16 protein-coding genes and 1 pseudogene are annotated in these 20,654 nt (G+C 59.0%); 11 read left to right on the forward strand and 6 right to left on the reverse strand.

Annotated features, from left to right (window positions below):
• Positions 1-251 precede the first annotated feature (251 nt).
• From C2L65_RS47240 to C2L65_RS46940, 5 genes and pseudogenes are all read left to right on the forward strand, one after another.
• Entirely contained in the window at positions 252-1,475 is a 1,224-nt protein-coding gene (locus tag C2L65_RS47240) for a chemotaxis protein CheB (RefSeq protein ID WP_345789616.1), read from the forward strand.
• Positions 1,367-4,267, forward strand: coding sequence for a PAS domain S-box protein (locus tag C2L65_RS47245; RefSeq protein ID WP_345789617.1), 2,901 nt, complete (start codon positions 1,367-1,369; stop codon positions 4,265-4,267). The genes C2L65_RS47240 and C2L65_RS47245 overlap by 109 nt, the downstream gene beginning before the upstream one ends.
• Positions 4,268-4,607: 340 nt before the next feature.
• Positions 4,608-5,102 carry a YciE/YciF ferroxidase family protein gene (locus C2L65_RS43055; RefSeq protein WP_042305871.1) on the forward strand — a complete coding sequence of 165 codons (495 nt, stop codon included), beginning with the start codon at positions 4,608-4,610 and terminating at the stop codon, positions 5,100-5,102.
• Positions 5,103-5,179: 77 nt separating this feature from the next.
• On the forward strand, positions 5,180-6,349 hold the full coding sequence (locus tag C2L65_RS43060; protein WP_042305920.1) for a zinc-dependent alcohol dehydrogenase: 1,170 nt from the start codon (positions 5,180-5,182) through the stop codon (positions 6,347-6,349).
• Positions 6,350-6,653, forward strand: a pseudogene (locus C2L65_RS46940) (manganese catalase family protein); the annotation flags it as partial.
• Between the two features lie 84 nt (positions 6,654-6,737).
• Here the strand turns inward: C2L65_RS46940 and C2L65_RS43070 are convergent.
• On the reverse strand, positions 6,738-7,283 hold the full coding sequence (locus tag C2L65_RS43070) for a DUF4142 domain-containing protein (protein WP_103254686.1): 546 nt from the start codon (positions 7,281-7,283) through the stop codon (positions 6,738-6,740).
• A 69-nt stretch (positions 7,284-7,352) separates the two neighbouring features.
• Complete coding sequence (locus tag C2L65_RS43075) at positions 7,353-7,946, reverse strand: hemerythrin domain-containing protein (RefSeq protein WP_042305870.1); 594 nt, start codon at positions 7,944-7,946, stop codon at positions 7,353-7,355.
• Positions 7,947-8,462: 516 nt separating this feature from the next.
• On the opposite strand from C2L65_RS43075, the gene C2L65_RS43080 reads away from it, so the two are divergent.
• The gene (locus C2L65_RS43080; RefSeq protein WP_052426838.1) at positions 8,463-9,059 is read left to right on the forward strand and encodes a chemotaxis protein CheB; all 597 of its coding nucleotides are present in this window, start codon (positions 8,463-8,465) and stop codon (positions 9,057-9,059) included.
• 1,065 nt (positions 9,060-10,124) lie between these two features.
• Here the strand turns inward: C2L65_RS43080 and C2L65_RS46000 are convergent.
• On the reverse strand, positions 10,125-10,274 hold the full coding sequence (locus C2L65_RS46000) for a hypothetical protein (RefSeq protein ID WP_156132262.1): 150 nt from the start codon (positions 10,272-10,274) through the stop codon (positions 10,125-10,127).
• Positions 10,271-11,509, reverse strand: a complete 1,239-nt coding sequence (locus C2L65_RS43095; RefSeq protein ID WP_042305869.1) for a hybrid sensor histidine kinase/response regulator — start codon at positions 11,507-11,509, stop codon at positions 10,271-10,273. Before C2L65_RS43095 ends, C2L65_RS46000 begins: the two co-directional genes overlap by 4 nt.
• Positions 11,510-12,993: 1,484 nt before the next feature.
• Between C2L65_RS43095 and C2L65_RS43100 the strand changes: the two genes are divergently transcribed.
• From C2L65_RS43100 to C2L65_RS43125, 3 genes are all read left to right on the forward strand, one after another.
• Positions 12,994-13,188: a hypothetical protein gene (locus C2L65_RS43100; RefSeq protein WP_042305867.1), complete on the forward strand. Its 195-nt coding sequence runs from the start codon at positions 12,994-12,996 to the stop codon at positions 13,186-13,188.
• 1,995 nt (positions 13,189-15,183) lie between these two features.
• Positions 15,184-16,980: an alpha-amylase family glycosyl hydrolase gene (locus tag C2L65_RS43120; protein WP_042305866.1), complete on the forward strand. Its 1,797-nt coding sequence runs from the start codon at positions 15,184-15,186 to the stop codon at positions 16,978-16,980.
• Between the two features lie 302 nt (positions 16,981-17,282).
• Positions 17,283-17,711, forward strand: a complete 429-nt coding sequence (locus tag C2L65_RS43125) for a hypothetical protein (RefSeq protein WP_042305865.1) — start codon at positions 17,283-17,285, stop codon at positions 17,709-17,711.
• 269 nt (positions 17,712-17,980) lie between these two features.
• Here C2L65_RS43125 and C2L65_RS43130 read toward each other — a convergent pair whose 3' ends face one another.
• Together C2L65_RS43130 and C2L65_RS43135 are read right to left on the reverse strand one after the other, a co-directional pair.
• Positions 17,981-18,253: a hypothetical protein gene (locus C2L65_RS43130; protein ID WP_042305864.1), complete on the reverse strand. Its 273-nt coding sequence runs from the start codon at positions 18,251-18,253 to the stop codon at positions 17,981-17,983.
• 532 nt (positions 18,254-18,785) lie between these two features.
• On the reverse strand, positions 18,786-19,487 hold the full coding sequence (locus C2L65_RS43135; protein WP_042305918.1) for a TetR/AcrR family transcriptional regulator: 702 nt from the start codon (positions 19,485-19,487) through the stop codon (positions 18,786-18,788).
• A gap of 213 nt (positions 19,488-19,700) precedes the next feature.
• Between C2L65_RS43135 and C2L65_RS43140 the strand changes: the two genes are divergently transcribed.
• Complete coding sequence (locus tag C2L65_RS43140) at positions 19,701-20,255, forward strand: hypothetical protein (protein WP_081920816.1); 555 nt, start codon at positions 19,701-19,703, stop codon at positions 20,253-20,255.
• Between the two features lie 51 nt (positions 20,256-20,306).
• Complete coding sequence (locus tag C2L65_RS46005; RefSeq protein ID WP_156132261.1) at positions 20,307-20,543, forward strand: hypothetical protein; 237 nt, start codon at positions 20,307-20,309, stop codon at positions 20,541-20,543.
• Positions 20,544-20,654 lie beyond the last annotated feature (111 nt).

The raw sequence follows: 20,654 nt of genomic DNA on the forward strand, positions 1-20,654 counted from the left end.
CAGTAGAGGTGCTATCGGGGTACGATCGCATCTCTACCTCGCTCAACCGGCGGTGAGGGATGCAGTTGCGCGTCCTTCGCCAATATGCGGCGTGGCGTAAGGGGGGAAGCTGGACCCGCTTCTGTTCGGCATGGTGTTCGCTGGATAGGGGAAGTGCGAGAAGCTGGGAATGACAAGCGGCGGCGCAGACAGATCGGGTTATTGGTCTCCGCGCCGACGTCCTCTTATACTGATTAGCAGCTTCCATCTCCATGATCAATCCGGCCAGCTCCTCTCCCTTGCAAACGCAGCCCGGCGCCGCGCGCGTTGTTGCAATTGGTTCGTCAGCCGGATCGCTGCATGCGCTTGGGCAGTTTTTTGCGAGCGCAACCGGGGCATGGAGCGACACGGCTTTTGTCGTCGTGGTGCACCTCCCGCCGGACTTCGAGAGCCATCTGGCCGAACTGCTTGCGCAATCCACTTCGCTTGCCGTGTCCGCCATCGAGGACAACGCACCGATCTGCGGCGGCCATATCTATGTCATTCCGCCGAAGGTCTCAGTGAGCGTTTTACACGGTGCATTCAGACTGGCACCCGCCGTCGAACGGCCTGAAATCCCGATGCCGATAGATTGCCTGTTCGCTTCACTGGCAGCCGATCAGCACGAACGGGCAATCGGCATCGTGCTAACGGGGGCGAACGCCGACGGCTCCGCAGGCCTGCGCGCGATCAAGGCAGAGGGCGGTATGGTGATGGCGCAGGATCCCGAGACCGCCGAGCACAGCACGATGCCAAGCCAAGCCATCGCCACGGGACTGGTCGACTATGTGCTGCCCGTCGAAAAAATGGCGGCCGCGTTGACCGAGTACATCGACCGGTCGAAAAGCGTGACATTTCCAGCAGCCGGCGCCGACGGGCGTTCGCCCGATCTCGAGCCTGTGCTTCGAGCGCTGGCCCAGGCCGGCTCCGAATTCCGGGGCTACAAGCGGGGCACGCTGGAGCGGCGCATCGCGCGTCGCATGACCGTGAAACGCGTGAGCAGTTTCGACACCTATTGCGACATCCTGAGAAATGACGTTGACGAAGCGGAGGCGCTCAGCCTGGACATGATGATTGGCGTGACCGAGTTTTTCCGCGATCCCGAAGCCTGGCAGGTGCTCTCGGAGCGCGTCCTAGCCAGCCTTCTTGCCGAGCCGGAAGGAGACCAGCCGCTACGTGTCTGGGTGCCGGGCTGCGCAACAGGTGAGGAAGCGTATTCGATGGCGATGCTGCTGACCGAGGAGATCGAGAAGCAGAACGCCTCGCGGAAGTTCAAGATCCTTGCTTCCGACGTCAATCGCGCCGCACTGGCACGGGCGCGCTCGGGTGTCTACGCGCCAGCGCCGCATTGCCGCTTGGCGAGCGGCGCCTGGCGCGGTTTTTCCATGTGCATGGCGATGGGTATCAGGTCCGGCAGGAACTGCGCGAGGCGATTCTTTTCACGCCGCAGAACCTGATCGCCGATCCCCCTTTCTCGCGGGTCGATCTGATCAGTTGCCGCAATCTGCTGATCTACCTCGAACCGGAGGCGCAGCAGCGCGTATTCGAGCTGTTTCATTTCTCGCTGAACCCGAAGCGGTATCTGTTCCTCGGGCGCTCGGAGAGCACTGATCCCGATTCGATCCAGTTCCAGGAAGTATCGAAGGCCTGGCGCATCTATCAGCGCAGTCCCGTCGCGACACCGGGGATTTCCGGGTACCGCTTTTCGGCCCGCGCAATACGTCGTGAAGAATTTCAGCCAGCTAGCCGCGTCGGCGCCAGAAACAAGGGATACGCGGAACTCGTCAACGCGACCCTGCTGGCCGAGCATCACGCCGCGTCCGTACTCGTCAATCCGGCGCACCAGGTGCTTTACGTAAGCGGCGCCGCGGATGAGTATCTGGGGCAGCCGGCGGGCGAGCCGACGGGCAACGTTCTCGACATGGCACGCGAAAACCTGCGGCTGAAGCTGCGGATTGCACTGCGCCGCGCGGGGGAGAACGGGTCGGCTACGCCTGTCAGCGAAATCGTGACGAACGGGGACGCGGCGCCCATCAAGATCACAGTGACACAGCCTTTCGACACAGCGCACTCAGGCCAGGCGCTGCTTGTGATCTTCGCGCGGGTGCCGATGATTGACCGGCCCGTTGTACCCGCTCCGACGGGCGTCGATTCGGACCTGTGGCACCTTGAGAGCGAACTGCGCACGACGCAGGCAGCGTTGGGCAGCACCATCGAGGATCTTGAAGAAAGCAACAGTGAACTGAGGGTGTCGAACGAAGAGATTCTCTCAATGAACGAGGAGTTGCGTTCGGCGAACGAGGAGCTTGAAACATCGAAAGAAGAGTTGCAGGCGGTCAACGAGCAGCTAAACCAGGTGAACTCGCAACTCGAGCAGAAGGTCGAGCAGCTGGAGGTGCTCACCGAGGACGTCACGAATCTTCTGGCAAGTACGGAAATCGCCACGTTACTACTCGACCGCCAGGGGCTGATCAAGCGATTTACGCCTAGCGCGGGCGCCATGTTTGGGCTCGCGTCGCCCGACACCGGGCGCGCCATCGCAGAGGTGCTTGGCGCACCGCTGGGCGACGCATTGATGCCCGACGTGGATCAGGTGCTTTCTGGTGTGACCGGACAGGCGGAGCGCGAAATCGAAACGGCTACCGGCCAGTGGTATGTCCGCCGGATTACGCCGTACGCAACCGTCCGCAACAGACCAGCTGCGGGTGCCGTCATCACGTGGACTGACATCACTCATGTCAAGCGTCTCGACGAGCGGGCCCGACGCCTTGCGGCAGTCGTTCAGGATTCGAACGATGCCGTCACGATATTCGACCGCACGGGCCACTTTCTCGCCTGGAACAAGGCCGCTACCACGATGTACGGGTACAGCGAAACGGAGGCATTGCGGATGTCCGTGTCGGATCTGCTTCCAGCCGGCGCCAGACAGGATTATCTCGACTTCATCCAGCATGCGCTCCATAACGAAGCGTCGCACTCGTATGAAACGCGACGGGTGGCCAAAGATGGGCGCGTGATCGATATCTGGCTGACGATGTCGATACTGCGGGATGACGTGGGCAACGTCACCGGCGTGGCGTCCACCGAGCGCGACCTGACCGAGCGCAGCATGAGCAACGCCTACCTGCGCGAGCGGGCGGAGCAACTGGCACAGGCCGACCACCGCAAGAACGAATTTCTCGCCGTGCTTGGACATGAGCTGCGCAACCCGCTCGCGGCACTTGTATCGGCGACGACTCTGCTGAGATCGGCAGCCAGCGACGATGCGGGGAAGAGCTGGGCCACGGGAGTCATTGAGCGTCAGGGAAGGGCGTTAATGCTTCTGGTGAATGACATGCTCGATCTCACGCGAATCACAACCGGCAATATCGAGCTCAACCGCCAGACGGTCTCGCTCAAAACGGTGGTGCAGAGCGCGATCGAGGTTTGCCAGCCAATCGTCGACGAACGGCGCCATAGCCTGTCTGTTTCGTTGCCGGCAGAACCCGTCCTTTTATATGTGGATGCGACCCGCCTGTCGCAGGTCATCGAGAATATCGTCATCAACGCAGCGAAGTTCACTGCGTTTGGCGGGTCGATCAGACTGAGCGCGACGACAACGGCGCATCGGCTGCTGCTGAGCATCAAGGACAATGGGCGAGGGATTGCGCCCGCGATGCTAGGGACTCTTTTCGAGATGTTCGTCCAGGGGCCGGCCTCCGGCGGGCGGCGCAATAACGGCCTCGGCGTGGGACTATCGGTGGTTAAACGTCTCGTCGAGTTGCATGGCGGCTCGGTGAGAGCCATCAGCGACGGCGTGACGGGCAGCGAGTTCATCATCGACCTGCCGCTGGATGCAGCGCCAAAAGCAGCGAAAGAAATCCTAGCGGAATGCGCACCGTCGGGCACCGGCGTTCCGAAGCGGATCCTCATTGTCGACGACAACGTCGATGCGTCAGAGGCGCTGGCGCTGCTTCTGACCATGCAGGGACACGAGGTCCAGACACGTGCCGACGGTGCTTCCGGAATGGCCGCCGTGACAACCTACAGGCCGGATATTATCCTGCTCGACATTGGACTGCCCGACATGGACGGATACGAGGTTGCGCGGCAATTGCGCGAGTCAGGAGCGAGTGAGGGTATGACGCTCATCGCGGTCACCGGATATGGTTCGCCGGCGGATCGTATTCGCTCGGCGGAGGCCGGGTTCGACCACCATCTCACCAAGCCTGTGGAAGCCGACGAGCTCATACGGCTGCTCGCCGGGTAGTCCCGGCGGGAAAGGTCTGGCCGTGCTCGTCGGACACTTCGGCTCGCAACCCGGTTCGCGTACTTTTGCCGTCCCCGAATGGCGGGGCACTGAGCACCGACCTGCAGCGCCCCTCATCCGCCGTGCTCAATGTTCCACAACACGGTGGCGCTTAGCCTGCCCCTGCGAGTGTGCTGCGCGGCCGCATGCCGGTCATTGGTCTCGGCGGCGTCGCGATCGATCGAAGTCGCCATCAACGGGATACGCCAGTTCGGCGCGCCACGTCCTCAGGCATACGTCATGCGCAATGATAGACGCTGCACCACCCCCGGCGCAGCTTCACGACGCTCAAGGAGCAATCATGCCGACGAAGACCCTCAACGATCTGTTCATCCATTCGCTATCAGATATCTATAGCGCCGAAAAACAGATGACGAAGTCGCTCCCGAAGATGGCGCGCGCGTCAACGAATCCTGCCCTGCGGGCGGCCTTCGAAAAGCACCTTGTAGAAACGCAGGGACAGGTTCAAAGAATCGACCAGATCGTCGAAACGAGCGGTATCAAGCTCAAGCGCATCAAGTGCGCCGCCATGGAAGGCCTTGTCGAGGAGGGCCAGGAGGAGATTGACGAAATTGAAAAGGGGCCCGTCCTCGATACCGCGCTCATTGCGGCAGCCCAAAAGGCCGAGCACTACGAAATCGCGTCATACGGCTCGCTGATCGCCATGGGCAATCAGCTGGGCGAAACGGAGGCAGTGAAGCTTCTGGCCGAAACGCTGCAGGAAGAGAAGGCGACGGACGAAGCTCTTTCCCTGCTGGCAGAAGAGAAGGTGGCAGCGGAGGCAATGGGAAAGTAGTGATTCCCGGCTGATCAGCGTGGACAGTCGGACTGCCGCCCCGCGGGGCGGGTTGCTTCATACCGTAGGAGATGCACATGAGAGCATTGCGCTGGCACGGCAAGCATGACATTCGTTGCGACACGGTTCCCGATCCCATCATCGAGCAAGGTCGTGACGCCATTATCAAGGTATCGACCTGCGCGATTTGCGGCTCCGACCTACATCTCTTCGATGGATTCATGCCCACCATGGAAAGTGGCGACATCATGGGCCACGAGTTCATGGGCGAGGTCGTCGACGTCGGAAAGGACAATCACAAGCTGAAGGTCGGCGATCGGGTCGTCGTGCCGTTCACCATTTTCTGCGGCGAGTGCGAGCAGTGCAAGCGTGGCAATTTCTCTGTCTGCGAGCGTAGCAACCGCAACGCAGAGAAAGCTGACAAGGTGTTTGGCCACACGACGGCGGGGCTGTTCGGCTATTCGCATCTCACAGGCGGTTATGCAGGTGGACAGGCCGAATACGTGCGCGTGCCCATGGCCGATACGACCCACGTCAAGATCCCCGATGGACTGACCGACGAGCAGGTTGTTTTCCTCGGTGACATCTTTCCGACCGGTTGGCAGGCCGCCGTGAACTGCGATATCCAGCCTGACGATACGGTCGCGATCTGGGGTGCGGGTCCCGTAGGGCAAATGGCGATCCGCAGTGCAATTCTGCTCGGGGCGAAGCAGGTTGTCGTGATTGACCGGGTGCGGGAGCGGCTGGCGATGGCACGGGACAGTGGCGCGATCATCATCAATTTCGAAGAGCAAAGCGTGCTTGAACGGCTCAAGGAATTGACTAACGGAAAGGGGCCGGAGAAATGTATCGACGCGGTGGGCATGGAGTCCCATGCGACGCGCTCTTTCGATGCCGTTTATGACCGCGTCAAACAGGCCGTGATGTTAGAGACCGACCGTCCGCATGTGCTGCGCGAAATGATCTATGTGTGCCGTCCGGCGGGAATCCTGTCGGTGCCTGGCGTCTACGACGGACTGATCGACAAGATTCCGTTCGGGGCGTCGATGAACAAGGGACTCACGTGGAAGATGGGGCAAACCCATGTCAACCGATGGACAGACGACCTGCTGCATCGGATTCAGGAAGGCCAGATCGATCCTTCATTCGTGATCACGCATACGGTGTCGCTAGAAGAAGGGCCCGCTATGTACAAGACATTTCGCGATAAGGAGGACGGTTGCATCAAGGTTGTACTGAAACCTTAGATCCAGCCTAATTTTCCGCAAGGGAAATTGCCGGGCGTACCGGAATACACCAGCGTCTACTACAACATGTCGGATGGCGATGACGCGCCGCGGGGTCCGTGGAACCAGGGCCCGCACTGGAGTTTGTTGAGAAGCTCGAACCAGCCGTCGACGGTGGGGACGGTCTCGCCAGCGTGCAGGTCTCGCCTGAACAAGTGTTGAAGTGTTGACCGCGATGGCATTGCGTACGGCCTCTGCTGTTGAAAGCGACCCGGTCACGGGCGCCGATCTCGGCGCGGGACAAGATGAATCACCCAAAAAGTAAAGTCGGGAACGGGGCGAAGCGTTCTCCGTACGGCCAACGCCGCCGCAACATTATTGAAGGGCGCACGGATGTCTGGCGCCAGACCTATTGCGCGGCGACACCCTTCTGTGTCGCCAGCGACTGCGCGTGTTGGTAGTGTTCCTGGATGGTTGGCATCGCGTCCTGAGCTGCCTTCTTGAGCTTGGCGTCCTGTCCGTCCGTTATCTCCTTCTGAAACGCAGAGATGGCCTGCTTGTGTCCCTCAAGTCCCACCCTCTGGATATACGCCTGATCGAATTCCTTCCCCTTCAATCCCTTGAGCGAATCAACGACCGCCGTGTCGGAGTTGTCCTTTGGCACAGTAACGCCCTTTGGCGCCGCCATTTTCAGTTGCACGGTCAACTTGGTGTGATCGGCCATCATATGGTGCGCGAAAGACTTAACGTCCTTGTCCTCTGAGTTCTTCTGCGCAAGTTTCGCGGCGTCGATTTCGGTCGACGAGGACATTGATGCCGCTTGCACGAAGTCCTTATCGACCTGAGCTAACGGGTTAGCCGCCGTCGTGGAGGCAGCCTGCGTTTGCGCACCGGCAGGGCACATGACAGATCCGCCGACAACACCGGTGATGATCAAAAGATGCTTCATTCTCATGCTTTTTCTCCGTAAGGGGGACGGGGCGCTGCCGGGGCACATGTGGATGGCGACACGAACTCCCGCCAGTCAGCGCGAACGGCGGGATAACAGGGGATGACGGCCCTTGAGCAAGCGCAGGACGGCACGAGCCACGACGGTGGTGAGCACCACCGTCGCGACGGGGAAAGTACCCGCAGTATTAAGCGCTATCTCCATCGGATGCTCCCGAAGCAGTTCGAGACGTCGGCGTGTCATTTCGGCCCCAAGCACACGCAGCTCACTTTTCAGGGATCGCTCGGCAGCCGGAAGCAACACGGTTTCCTCATCAGCGACATGGTGCATCGCGTCGCGTATCAGCTCCATGAAAAGCGCGTCGTACTCCACGTTCTCGGGACCCATGCCGCGTAACCTGGCGATGACGTCACGCATTTGCTCATGCTCCGGAAGACTTTTCTTCAGTACGTCGTTGCCCGGCTCGGCGCGAGCGAGAGCGGGATAAAAAATTTCTTCCTCGAGCTGCGCGTGGATCTCAAGCGCCTTGCATACCGAATTAACGATAGCCCGCTTACGCCACAAGGCAGTTTCAGCGCGATAGCGATGGAAAGCCAGGATGACGTGTGAGTGGTCAAGCCGGATCATCGTCGTGATACCGGGCGACATTGACCCCTGTGGCGTGGACATGGAAGACTCCAAAGACTGACATAAGCACGCCAGTAACCGAGCATCCGGTATTCCCGCTGTTGCTCGGCCACGTATTGCCAGCACATCACAACGAGATGGCTGCCTGGCTATTGCATTGATACCGCAACTAGACCCGCGTCGGTAAGGGCATCGTTTCGATGACGCGAGAGGGCACTTCGCGTTGGCGCCCACGTGTCTGACGCTGCCTCGCTGCCGTTAGCCAAGGTCGGCACCGTGGGCTATGAGTTACCCGGCGCAGCGCCGAGTCCCACGCATACGTCATGCGCCGTCAGAGACACGCGGCACACCTTCCCGGAGTGCGGTTATGGAAAATCTGGCAGAGATACCGTGAAGAGCTATGACATCATTGTGGTGGCGGCGTCGAGGGGAGATCCGTCCTCACTCAAAACCCTGATATCTGCGTGGCCAGCCGATTTGCCCGCATCGGTTTTCGTCGTGATGCATGTCGGCACGTAGGCCAGCACCCTGCCACATTTGCTGCAAAAAGCTTGCGCTATGCGAGTTCAACACGCCGTGCACGAACAGCCGTTTCAGCATTCCGTTGTTTACATCGCGCCGCCCGACCGCCACCTGATTATCCAGGATGGTAAGACGCTGCTCACCACAGGGCCGAAAGAAAATTTCACCCGCCCGGCGGCTGACCCTTTGTTTCGATCCGCTGCGATCAATTACGGGCATCGCGTTATCGGAATTGTCCTTACTGGCCATCTCGACGGCGGTGCGGCGGGCCTTAAGGCAGTCAATGCATGCGGCGGATTCGTTGCCATACAAGATCCAGCGGAATCGGCTGCACCCGGGATGCCCGAAAATGCACTCCGCGCGGTTAGGGCGGACATCGTTGCCAGCGTGGCGGAACTCGCTGCAGTCGTCGTGAAACGATTGGATGAGCCGGTGGGAGCGAAAACCAAGCCGTCGAACATTCGCCACATCGCAGCGATCGGTACGCGCAGCCCCTTACCTGCCCGGAATGCGGTGGGGTCGTTTGGCGAATCGGTGAAGATGCGCCACCTCGATTCCGGTGTCGCACCGGTTACGCCTTTTCCGCTCTGGCGCTCGAAGATGTGCAGCGAGAGCAGACTGAGAACGCCATAAGGTCTGTTGTGCGAGGCCTGCAGGAGCGTTTGTCGCTTGCGAAACAGCGGGCGACAACTATCGATGATCCTTTGGAACGCGCAGAGATGAGCTCACATATCGAAGGGCTTGCGGCGGCGAAGACGCTGCTTACGACCTGCTTCGCAAAACGGTGCGCGACACCTGATCCCAGACGCGTCCGGGCTTTCTCTTTTGCCCAGCCGTGGAAGCGTGCCCATTTGAAGCCAGATCCCCTGACACGCGGAACGGTGTTGCCCCAATGCCAGCCTCCCGCCTGCTCGAAAACGTGCAATTCGGGGACGGCGAGATGAGGTTTCGGGGAAAGGAGTCATTGCACATTCTTCCGTCGGAACTGCAAGCGCAGGCGCGCCGATGCTCGCAGCTCAGTCAAGCTGTTCATTTATGGTCGCACACTGAACGGCAGGCGAATATCTTTCAAATTTGTGTCCCGCAAAGATTTGCATTTTTACAACGGCTACATATTGCGACGCAGCAAAACACAATTACTGTGAAACGGGAAATTATGAACCGGGGGCTTCATGAGTACTCATGTGCTCATTTGGGCAGGGGTGCCGCATAGAAGTGATGGCATCGTCTTTCAGGTTCGGGTGGTTCACGGACTTCAGCGTTTCCACATGTCTTGCCGTAAGCTCGAAGATGTCTTCCACCTCGAGACACGGGCTTCTGATGCGAGACAGCTCGAGTTTTTCTAGCATCCTGGTTCGGCCAGCAGCAAGCGGCAGATTACCGGTTCAGGCACGGTTGCACTCCAGTCAACTGACCTCATCGCGTCGAGCAAATTGGAAATTCGACCGCATCTTCATGCGCTCGCGCGACGTGGCGGCTCTTGACGCGCCGAGGCCAACGGGCAGTTCGGGGCCAACATATTCGTTAGGCCTGTTGCGACGACGTTCGACCGGCTGCAGTATCGTTTGAGCCGGAGAATTGACACCGGCAATCTCGCGTTGCGCCGCGTGTGATTGGTGCTGACAGCCGCAGTATCTCCGTTGCTTCTTTCAAAACAGACGCGCCGATTGCAAGATACTAGTCGGAACCCTGCCGACGCTAGCGTTTTCGTCTGGGAACAATCGTGTCTATGGACGAGGCGAATTGCGCCGTATCCGCTTCATGCGCCGCTGCCACGACTAAGGCTTCACGCTCGATGAGGTGCTGGACCTTTGATGCGATGGCGGAAGCGCCGCCGATGCGTTTCACGCTCGCAATTGCCTGTGCGGGAATCCGTGATCAGCAAAGAGCTTTTTGAATGCGTCCAGTGACCATGGCTTCGTGACGTATGCGTTGAAGCCTGCCGTGAAGGCCTGGCAGCGGTACCCATCCTCCACGTAGCCGCTCAGCGCGACCAGGTAGATGTCCTGGCAGCTGGCGTCCGCACGGATCGCTCTCGCGACATCGAATCCGTCCATGCCCGGCATGTCGAGGTCGACGATGGCCAGCTCCGGTTTTACGTGCTCCAGCTGAAGTAATGCTGCACCGCCTGAATCCGCCATATCGACGCTATGCCCCTCACAAAGGAGCATGGCCGATAGCGCCCCAAGGGCATCATCGTCATCGTCAACGAGCAAGATTTGCAGCGGCCTGCTTGGAGGTGCTGCCTCGCTTCCGTCCGGTTGATATGACGGCGTTTCGCACAGAATGGGCAGGCGCGCCGTCACTTCGGTTCCTTTTCCCGGACCCTGGCTGGTAACCTCAACCGTTCCGTCGTGAAGTTCTACGAGTCGCTTGACGACCGCGAGCCCAACGCCGAGCCCGGCATTGCCAGCGGCATCGTGTGACTGCACAAACAGGTCGAAGAGGCGAGGCAGATCCTTCATGGCGATGCCACTTCCGTTGTCGCGAACGGCGATGATGACAGTCTTCGACGGCAGATCTGTGGTAATACGCAACTCGATGTGGCCGCCTTCTGGCGAATACCGAACAGAGTTCGAGAGGAGATTTCCAACGACCTGGCTGAGCCGGACGTCGTCCGCCTGAACGACCAGATCGTCGTCAAGCCCGCTTACGGTTAGCGTCTGAGCCCAGAGTTGCAGGCGGTGCTCAACAGAGAGGATCGCATCCGAAACGATGCCCTTGAGCGACGCCTCACGGAGCTCCAGTCTCAGTTTGTCGTGTTGAAGGCGAGCCGCATCCAGCAGTTCATCCATCACGGTTCGCAACCGCCTGATCTGGCGTTGGGCGATGGTGAGGAGTTGCACGACATGTTCGTTGCCGGCACTTTGTGCTTTCGCGGCGGCAACCGCGTTATCTATCGGGGCGACGGGGCCGAGCAGTTCGTGACCGAGCATCGCGATAAACTCATCGCGGCGCCGGCTGTCATTCTCCCGGGCGTCTCGCGCACTCGTGACTGTGAGTGCTGCTCCTGCGACCGTCGCAAGGCTCGACAGCAGGCGTACGTCCTCACGCTCGAAGCGACAGCTGTCCGTATGGGACATCACCCAGATCGCGCCCAGCTATGCACCGTCCGTCTCGATGGGGACAACGAGTCCCTCCGTGACGCGTACGGGTCCAGCCCACAGTACGGGGAACTCTTGCTGCGGATCAGTGAAAAGCAGGGACTCGTGCGCGTCAAGTGCCATTCCGCATGGGCAGTCCCGCCACGCAGTCATTTTCCGCGTAAGGCCGATACTTCGCCGGCAACGGAGAGCCAGCGGAAATAGCGTTGACCGTCGTGTTCTTCGAGCAGGCTGATGCCTGCGCTGCCCGCACAGCAGAGATCGCACGCGTTCTCCACGATCGTCTGCAGAAGTGTTTCCCGCGGCCCTGTCTGCGCTTGTGCCAGACGAACCAGCGCGCGGCTCTCGCGCTCGAAGTCGGCTGGTCGAGAGGGGCGTCGGCGAAGTTCCTCAACGTGCGCATCAGACCCGGCAAATAGCGTTGGCATGACAGTCGTCGAAAAGTTGGCCCGGACGCCGCAAAACAGCGCTCGGCGTCAGATTTACCCGATCCTCATCCCGTTCCGGCATGTTTTACGGTAATAGCCGAAAGAATGTCTGTCAATCAGGGTGGTACCCGTTTGGCATAAACTTTCGCGGGTCGAAGGCGGCTGCGAATGGGGACCGTGATCACGTTGTGCAGCGCCTATCTGCACAGCGTCGCGCGAAAGAGGGCGCACAATCAAAGGCGTCTGATCAGCGACATGGCGAGCCCCTCTCTGAGGACTGCCGCGAGCAGCGAATGCGGATCGGGAGGGATATGTTCAAACCAGAGACGGGGAGCGAAGCATGCGCATCCAGTTCATCAGTTCAATGTTCCTTGTAGTGGGGGTGTGGGCTTCGAACGCTGTCGCACAAGTTGATCAACGCTGTATGTCCATTCAGACCGCCGCGTGTAATTCCACGTTGACGCAATGCCAATGCGCCGTAACGTCGCCGAACAGCAGAGAAGATGTGCCCGGGATTGCCAGGAGGCATACCAGACGTGCGTAGCTGACGCGAGCCGGTCATGTTATCGATAGAGTGGAGATCTGGCCGTACAGTGTGACGCATCCGCCATCATGCTAAAGCACGCTTGCACCGTATGAGCGGCAGGTTTTGCCCCGAAGATGTCCGATACGGCAAGTGCGGAAGACCTTCGGAATAGCAAGTTCAAGCTAACGCAACTCAACGAAGCATGAACGCTTTCATTTCGCCCGTCAGTTCGCCGACAGTTGGAATCGATTCGGGCCCGGTTCTTCCGATTGCTGCAGTTGGGGTTCGCCAGCGGGTACATGTGCATAGTCGGCGCCCTATCTGTCGAGGCGCAACTGCCTGAATGTCCGCTATGCGGGACGACCCGAATTGCCGCGTCCCGGACCTCCTTCTAATATCAATTCCCACGCATATCGCAGCCAGACGCCCACCGGCCATACGTCGCCAAAAGCGAACGCCTTAACCGGCGCGATCCCTATCGCACCTAGTCTATCTATCAGGAGGCAGGCATGCTTAGCGCTCACGAATTTGCGACCCTGATGCTGGTCAAGGACTCCGCCGACCAGATTGCCGACCGGACGGAACTCGACGCGTTACTCGAACGTCAGCTGGTCGCAATGGAGCAGTTGGCGGGAGGGGGCGTGCTGCCTCGCGTGACACAGGAGGGGGATTCCCTGCTTCGTGCCCTTTCACGCATGCACTGACATGTCGATCCATCTGAAGCGCCGCCGTCGAATTGACGTGGGTAGCGGACTGGTCTCTCGTTGCCGTCCGCCGGTTGAACCCTCAATGCCGATGATGCATCAGGTCGACGTAATGGGTACCAAGTTATCGGCTTGATCTTTCCTTCGCATGCGTTCGGGTGGTGGAGGGGGCAAGCCATAGCACCACGCCGACCCCATCAACATCACTGCCGGGCCCATCAGGTACGCCATAAACGTTTCACTCACGACATCCTGCTTCAGGTCGGTCGCCGCAGTTACACTCCAGGTGACGGCCCGCGCCAAGCGCACAGCCCGTTGCCGTTAGCGTTGCTTCGCATTGCAATAACCAGCGTGACGTCATGCCGCAAATGAAAGATTGACGCAAGAGTTAACCGCTCGAGCAGGCGTTGCAAAAAACTAACCCACTGCTGGAGATTCCGATAGTGGTTCAGTTTTACAAAGGATCGGACGGAAAGTGATGATTACTGCAATCCTTTGTGAACGATTATGAAAATGCGTCTCAAAGTACTGTCTTATTGCCTTTGTTTAACGGTGCTTTGAATGTTTTGTTCGCTTTATTGCGGCGGCGGATCGGGCAGAGGCGTATCTTGACTGGGGACGAATTTTTCGAGGGGCCTTGGCTTTATAGGAGGAGAAGGTCAGTCATCTGTTTCCGCGTCCTTGATGCATTGCGCTGCCGCCGGTCCGAATGCGACTGGCAAATTATCGGGCGGATAGCGACAGGAAGTTTGTCTCCCGCTTCCGGAGATCATCTAGTAACATTCATCCGCATTGCATTATTTAATTCGCGGCGACCTGACTTTCGCAGGGGAGGGAAAACTCCGGGTGAGGCGCGAGAAAGAACATGGACATCGTCTGCGTCGCCGAAGGCTGTGCCCTCGTAATTCGGCACTTTAAGGCCGATGCTGCGCGTCGGCCGATTTTTTTGGGGGGACGAGGAGATTCGCGTGATCAACTGGTACTTTGCGTCCACTTGGTAGTTGGTGAAAAACGAAATGGTTGAGAGAAGCGCAAACACGCGAGTGGCGAAAAGCAGTCGGCTCAAAGCTACTCGCTCTCTGATTGAGACCAGATACACTCTCGAATTAGCCCGTGGGTCGTCGGTGATTGCGAGTACCCTTACTCGATCCTCCTTGATGCAGGCGATCGGAGAAACATTGTCTGCTTTTGTCGCGAATCACGGAACCGGAGACCTCGATGGGTTTGTCCTTGTCCTTAGCGAGCGATTAATTCAGCGCGATAGGGCTGATGCAGCAGAAATGATCGACAACTGGAGACCGGCCGGGTCAAGCCAGTCGTGACGAAACTATCAACGCACACAGTTGCTGGCGAAATACGAGGCGGTTACCAGAATCCCGTCTTGACGGGATTGCCTAAATCACTGTATGCATGCATGACTGGTGCATCAGCGCCACGGTCAGTACGGTTCAGACGTCAGGTTCTGGCTCACTATATTGACAGGGTCCTGCACGAACGAGAGGGCGATGCAAACATTCTCGCTGTGGGATGCGGCATCTGAGGGAGCTTGACTTGAGTCGCGTTGTAACTCAAGTCAGGCCGGACCGCTTTTGGGCGGTAGACCAGGACGCGAATAGCCTCGCTGAGGTTGAGCGGTGCTTCGGCTCGCTCAGGGTATGCTTGGATAGAAGGAACATCAGGGACATCGTTTCAGGGCAGGTTACTTACGACCGTCTGGGCCTCGCCTATGCAGCTGGCCTGTACGACTATCTGACGGCAGAAGCCGCTCAAGCTCTTACATTGCGCCTGTTCAACATGCTCGCGCCCGGTGGCACCCTCTTGATTGCGAATTTTTCTGACGGGTATCCCGGACGCCGGCTTCATGGAGGCGGCAATGGATTGGTGGCTTATCTACCGGGACGAGAAACACATGCTGACACTCTTGTCCGGTATCACAGCTCACCGGGACTGTTCTGACTCCGGCCACGGAGCGCCCTACCTAGAGCCGAGGCAAACATGCCAACTAAGCTTAGCGATGCCACGGTTGCGGACAAGCTCAAAAGCGCGAAACAAGGCATTCCCGCGAACGGCTTGACAGCGTCACCAGAGGACTGGCGGGACTGCTGGATTTACTTTCTTATGGTCGACCGCTTCAATAACCCTGCGGCGCCACCGCCCTTGCCGTATGACCTCGACACTCAGACATTCCAGGGTGGCACGCTCGCCGGGATGAAGGTGCAGCTGGGATACCTCAAGGGACTGGGAGTGGGGGCAGTCTGGTTTACACCGGTTCTTAGGAACGGACGACTGCTCCAGGGAGCGCCCAACGAAGGGACGTATCACGGTTACGGCATTGAAAATTTTCTGGAAATCGACCCGCGATTCGGCTCAGGCGTGCAGGATATTGAGACAGAGCTCAGAGCCTTCGTTGCAGCGGCACACGAGCTTGACATCTATGTCATCTTCGACATCGTGCTCAACCATACTGGTGATGTGTTCGCCTACCCGGGCAATCAGTCGACGGCACCTTACCAGGAGCATCCTTACGACATTCAGTGGAGAGATGCCGAGGGCAACGCGCGTGCAGACTGGACAGATGCCTTGCAAATCACCGACCCGACAGACGGCGCAGTGCTGCCGACCGAACTGAGACAGAACGAATTTTTTCGTCGGGAGGGCGGAGGAGGCCCTGTTGAGACGGTGGGCGACTTCGGCTCATCGAAGCAGATGATGAGCGCGAACTATGAGCTTGGCAATTTTCTCATCCAGGCGTACCAGTACCTGATTGCTGCATTTGATATCGACGGATTTCGCATCGATACGCTCAAGTTTCTCGACCCGAGCTTCGCCTTGCGCTTCGGCAACGCCATTCGTGAGTTCGCGTTGAGTGTCGGCAAGAAGAACTTTTTCACGTTTGGAGAGGTGTGGGGCGGCGAGGACCAGATAGCCCGTTTCATCGGCCGCAACGTGCTCGCGTCTTCAACCGATATGGTTGGAGTTGATGCGGCGCTCGACTATCCGCTGTTCTACGCGTTGACGGCGACGATGAAGGGCTCGAGTGCACCCTCGAATCTCGCGGCGATGTATCAAAACCGCAAGAATGTCGAGAACGGCGTCATTAGCTCACACGGGGAAGCTACAAGGTTCTTCGTGACATTCCTCGACAATCATGACCAGTGGAGCCGCTACTATTACGTGGACCCGGCGAATCCCCACCACTACGATAACCAGGTCACCATGGCGATGGCGGCGCTATTTTGTTTGCCGGGAATTCCGTGCATCTACTACGGCACGGAACAAGGGCTTCATGGTGCGGGAGGTAGCGAAAGAGCGACACGAGAGGCGCTTTGGGGGAAGCCGGGCACGCCCTTCGACGACACCCATCCATTCTATTTGCAGCTCAAGAAGGTCTCGGCGGTGCGCAGCGCGTTGCCGGCGCTACGCTACGGCAGAATCTACTTCCGTCCTGTCTCGGGCGACGGCGCAAGCTACGGGGTTTCGCCTTATCCCAATGGCGTGCTGGCGTTCGCGCGCATTTTGAACGATAGCGAAGTAGTTGTTGTCGCGAACTCGAACACCCAAGAGACTTTCTCCATATCGGTCATCGTTGACGCGACCCTGAGCCCGGCTGGCACAGTGTTCGTCAACCAATACAGCAATCAGTTTGGAGCAATGGAGTTCGCGACCGTGACGCAAACCGGAGATGTTCACATCGACGAAGTCGACGGAAGCACATCAGATGGTCCAGCGTGCGTTATTTCAGCGACGGTTCGACCAATGGAAGCAATCATCTTAGCGCGACAGGTTTCATAAGCTAAGCGTGCGTTCTGATATCAGCAAATGTGCGTTACAACAGCGCGCGCCGGTCAATGTCAGCCGCCCTACGGCGCCGGGACAGTAATTCAGACGGGCTCTTTCCATTCGTAGATTCTCGGAGTGGCGTGTGACGCCTCACTAGCTATGAGTTCTGGCTTGCAGCCTGAATGGCGCAAGCTGCTTCCGAGGTGGACGCGACGAACGTGCGGTGGATGAGGCTACAAGGCGGCCTCGCTCATGCCTTAAGCGAGGCCGCTTTCAAACACAGAAGTGATGCAAATTTTTCGCGGAGGCGTGTCATGCAAACATGGCTAGATAATTACTTCGAGAATCCTCAGCCGGTTGGCATGCGCCTGGCTGCAATCACAGCGACGTTCGGACATGAGCTGGACGAGCCGCAGTTCCTCTTCTACCTTCAGGCGAACATGAGTTATCACTCTCGGCAAGCGCGTCGAGGGCCACCTTGGATACTACTGGCACCGCGCTATGCGACTCAAGGCATTCAGGTGGAAAAGAAGATTGACCTTGTGAACAGCGGGTTCGAATTGTCGAACCTCATTGAGCGTGTCGATATTGTCCAAAACTTCGGTGGTGGGTATCTTGTGAAGGTGGCCATCCAAGGTAGCCCGCGGGTCTTTGTGCCGAATTTGGCGACCGACATGCGACTGTCTGGACTCGACGAGGGCGCGTGGCATTATGACATTGTCATCAGCGAACCGTTTTCCTGACGGGTCATCATCAACCGTATCTGACACTGAGACTTCGAGAGGTCGGAGCGTCCGCAGCATCGGCAAGAACGATTTTTTTGCGGAAGCCGGTGCCGCATGCACGCGGATGGAAGCTATCAATGGCGCGTGTCTGCTTGGGGCCGTCGTTGTTATAAATTGGGACGGCCCTCGTGGGCTTCCAGTCGATACGATAGTGCTTCAGGCATCCGGCCGTCGGGAGCAGACACAGGTCTACTACTTGCGGAGCCGATGCACAGTGCAAAAATCGCTCAGCTACCGCCGAAGAAGATATTGCATTGCGGGTCCGTCCTGCACTTCTCCGCGGTGCGTCTGCCGGCTTGCGTGTTTGTGGAAGGCATTCCGCCATATGACTGATACGTCATATCAGAGTACGCTGCCGGAGTAGCGAGGTTCTGCTGTTGCTGCTGCTGTTGCTGTTGCTGCTGCGCCTGAGGCGCCTGCATCGTGGCCTGGGCGTTTGCGAGCCCCGGCATGACCAGCAATCCGCCAGCAGCGAGCACTGCCATCAACCGTGATTTCATGATTCACTCCTTGACCACATTCATGGCTTCCCCGGGGGTTGCGTTTTTCGCGCACCACCATCCGCACTCGCGCCCTGGCGGCATCGGATACGGTTGGTGCGGACGCTATCTGGAAGACACGCCGAGCCGGGGGTACGGAGCGCAACTCATCCGGGCGCGAAATTGCGGTATAGGCGGGGCTTGTGAACCCGCCGATGTCTCGCACCTGTGGGCTTTGTTATAGGGCGCGTGGCGGACAAACAAAGGTGCAATTCGAAAATACCCTGCGCTGCCCCAGCCCGCATGACGGCGGGCTAACCGGCCGGGAGCTGATATGTAACTGACTACCGGCTACCTGCCGCTGAAGGGGCGCGGACTGGGGTCAAACGACGGCGAAAGCCCGAACGGCACGGCGAAGATAGAATGACAGGCGGTGATGGCAATCTCCCCGGCACCGGAGTGTGTTGATGGGCGGTCCACCTCCGCCGGACCGCCTTCTTTGTGAGTCGCGACCCACGTCGGCAAAGGTCTGTATCCGTGAACCGGATACCCGTCAGTTCATTCTCGCCCCATCTTCTCGTGCAGCAGCGCCCGCGCTCGCAGGATAGAGTGATGCGGCTGCCGATGCTGGCCTCAAAAACGACAGCAGCATCTCGACCTGCATCGCGGACACTGCCTCGATGGCAGACGGTGCCGAGTAGTCCCGCCCGACAAACGCCTTCAGGGTGAACCGGTTGGAAACCACGTAATAGCCCATGGCGACCATGGTCACGTAGAAATCCAGCGCGTCTACCCCGGCTCGGAATTCCCCGGTAGCTGCGCCGCGCGAAAGGGTTGCGCTCAACAGGCTAATCAACGGCGAAATGGCCTCTCGCAGTTGCGCCGAGCGCTCGAGATATTGCCCTTCGTGCAGATTTTCGTTGTTGATGAGGTTCAGCCACTTGGGGTTTTCTCGAAAGTAATCCCATATGGAGACTGCAAGCACCCGAATGGCTTCTGCGGGTGGCAGCCCCGACAGGTCCAGGCTCACTTCGTGATTCGCGAACTCGACGTACATGGCCTCGAGGACGGCGACGTACAGCCCTTCCTTGCTTTCGAAGTAGTAGTAGAGCATCCGCTCGTTCGTGTCGGCGGCGGTGGCAATTGCGTCGACGCGCGCCCCGGCGAGCCCATGCGTTGAGAACTGTTGCGTCGCCGCGTCCAGAATGCGCCGGCGCGTGCCCTCGGGGTCTCTTTTCACTTTGAGTTCGTTCATTGTCGGCTGCTCCATCTTTGCAGTGGAAAGCTTGGGTGAAGCGGCCATTATGCGCGTCTCCCTTTGTCGATTTCCATGAGCGGTCGCTGCACCCGCAACGGCTTTCTGATGTGCAGCGTAAAACGGACACGCAAGGTCCGGCACCCGTCTTGCTGATATAAGCTTGTTGTAAGAGAGCGCGCCGCACGAGAGTCGCGCAGCAAGGAGCACGTCATGAAACCGCCTGATGCAGCGTCGTGGGCACGCAGCGCCGTTGCGATGGTGGCGCTGTCCACAGCTTTGTCCGGTTGCTACTACTACGCGCCCTACGACTACGTTCCCTACGGTGATGTGCCGACGGCGGCGTCGCAGCCATATCCGTTCACGATGCCCGATGAAGCCACATCCGGCACGGTGTCAGCCGCGACTGCATCGACGGCTACCTATGTCGCCACCGCCGCGCCAGTCTTTGTCGAGCCTGCGTACTACCCCGGCCCGTATCCGTACTATGGCTGGCCGTGGTGGAGGCCCTCGGTGTCGCTCAGCTTCGGCTATTGGGGCGGCTGCTGTTACCACGGAGGCCACCATGGCTACTGGGGGCACGGCCACGGAGGCTGGGGCGGGCACGGCTATTGGGGCCACGGGCAAGGAGGCGGCTGGGCCGGCCATGGCGGCTGGACTGGTCACGGATATCGATGGCGCGGTGGCGGCGGTGGTGGCTGGGGGGGCGGCGGCGGTAGCGGTGGCCATTACTGGGGCGGCGGCGCACGTCATGGGTCTGTGCACTGAACTCGAAACACCTGGAAGCCGAAACACCTGGAAGCGCGGTCCGGCGGCCCAATGCAACCCGTCGCCCGCAATTGTGTTAGATACGTCTGCCGCTACATCAGCGCGCTCCCCACGGCGCTGTCGCCATTGAACGCGAAGAATGAAGACCGAGCAGGCACATCGTGGCGTCTCTCCCGAAATCCGCCGCATAAATCCGACAAGGTTTTGTTATTGCGATTCAAGGGCGTCGAGGCGAGCTTGCGCAATCTCGTCCGGGTGCATGCAGTGATACGCGTCGAACAGTTCTGAGCAAAGTCGCGCGAGCGCCGCGAGATTCACAGCCTGGTCCGGGTGCTCGACCTCTCCTGCGTTCAATATGTCGTCAAGGACCGGAGTGAGATGTCGTAGTTGCCGGAACGT

The organism is Paraburkholderia terrae (genome assembly GCF_002902925.1).
Lineage (GTDB): Bacteria > Pseudomonadota > Gammaproteobacteria > Burkholderiales > Burkholderiaceae > Paraburkholderia > Paraburkholderia terrae.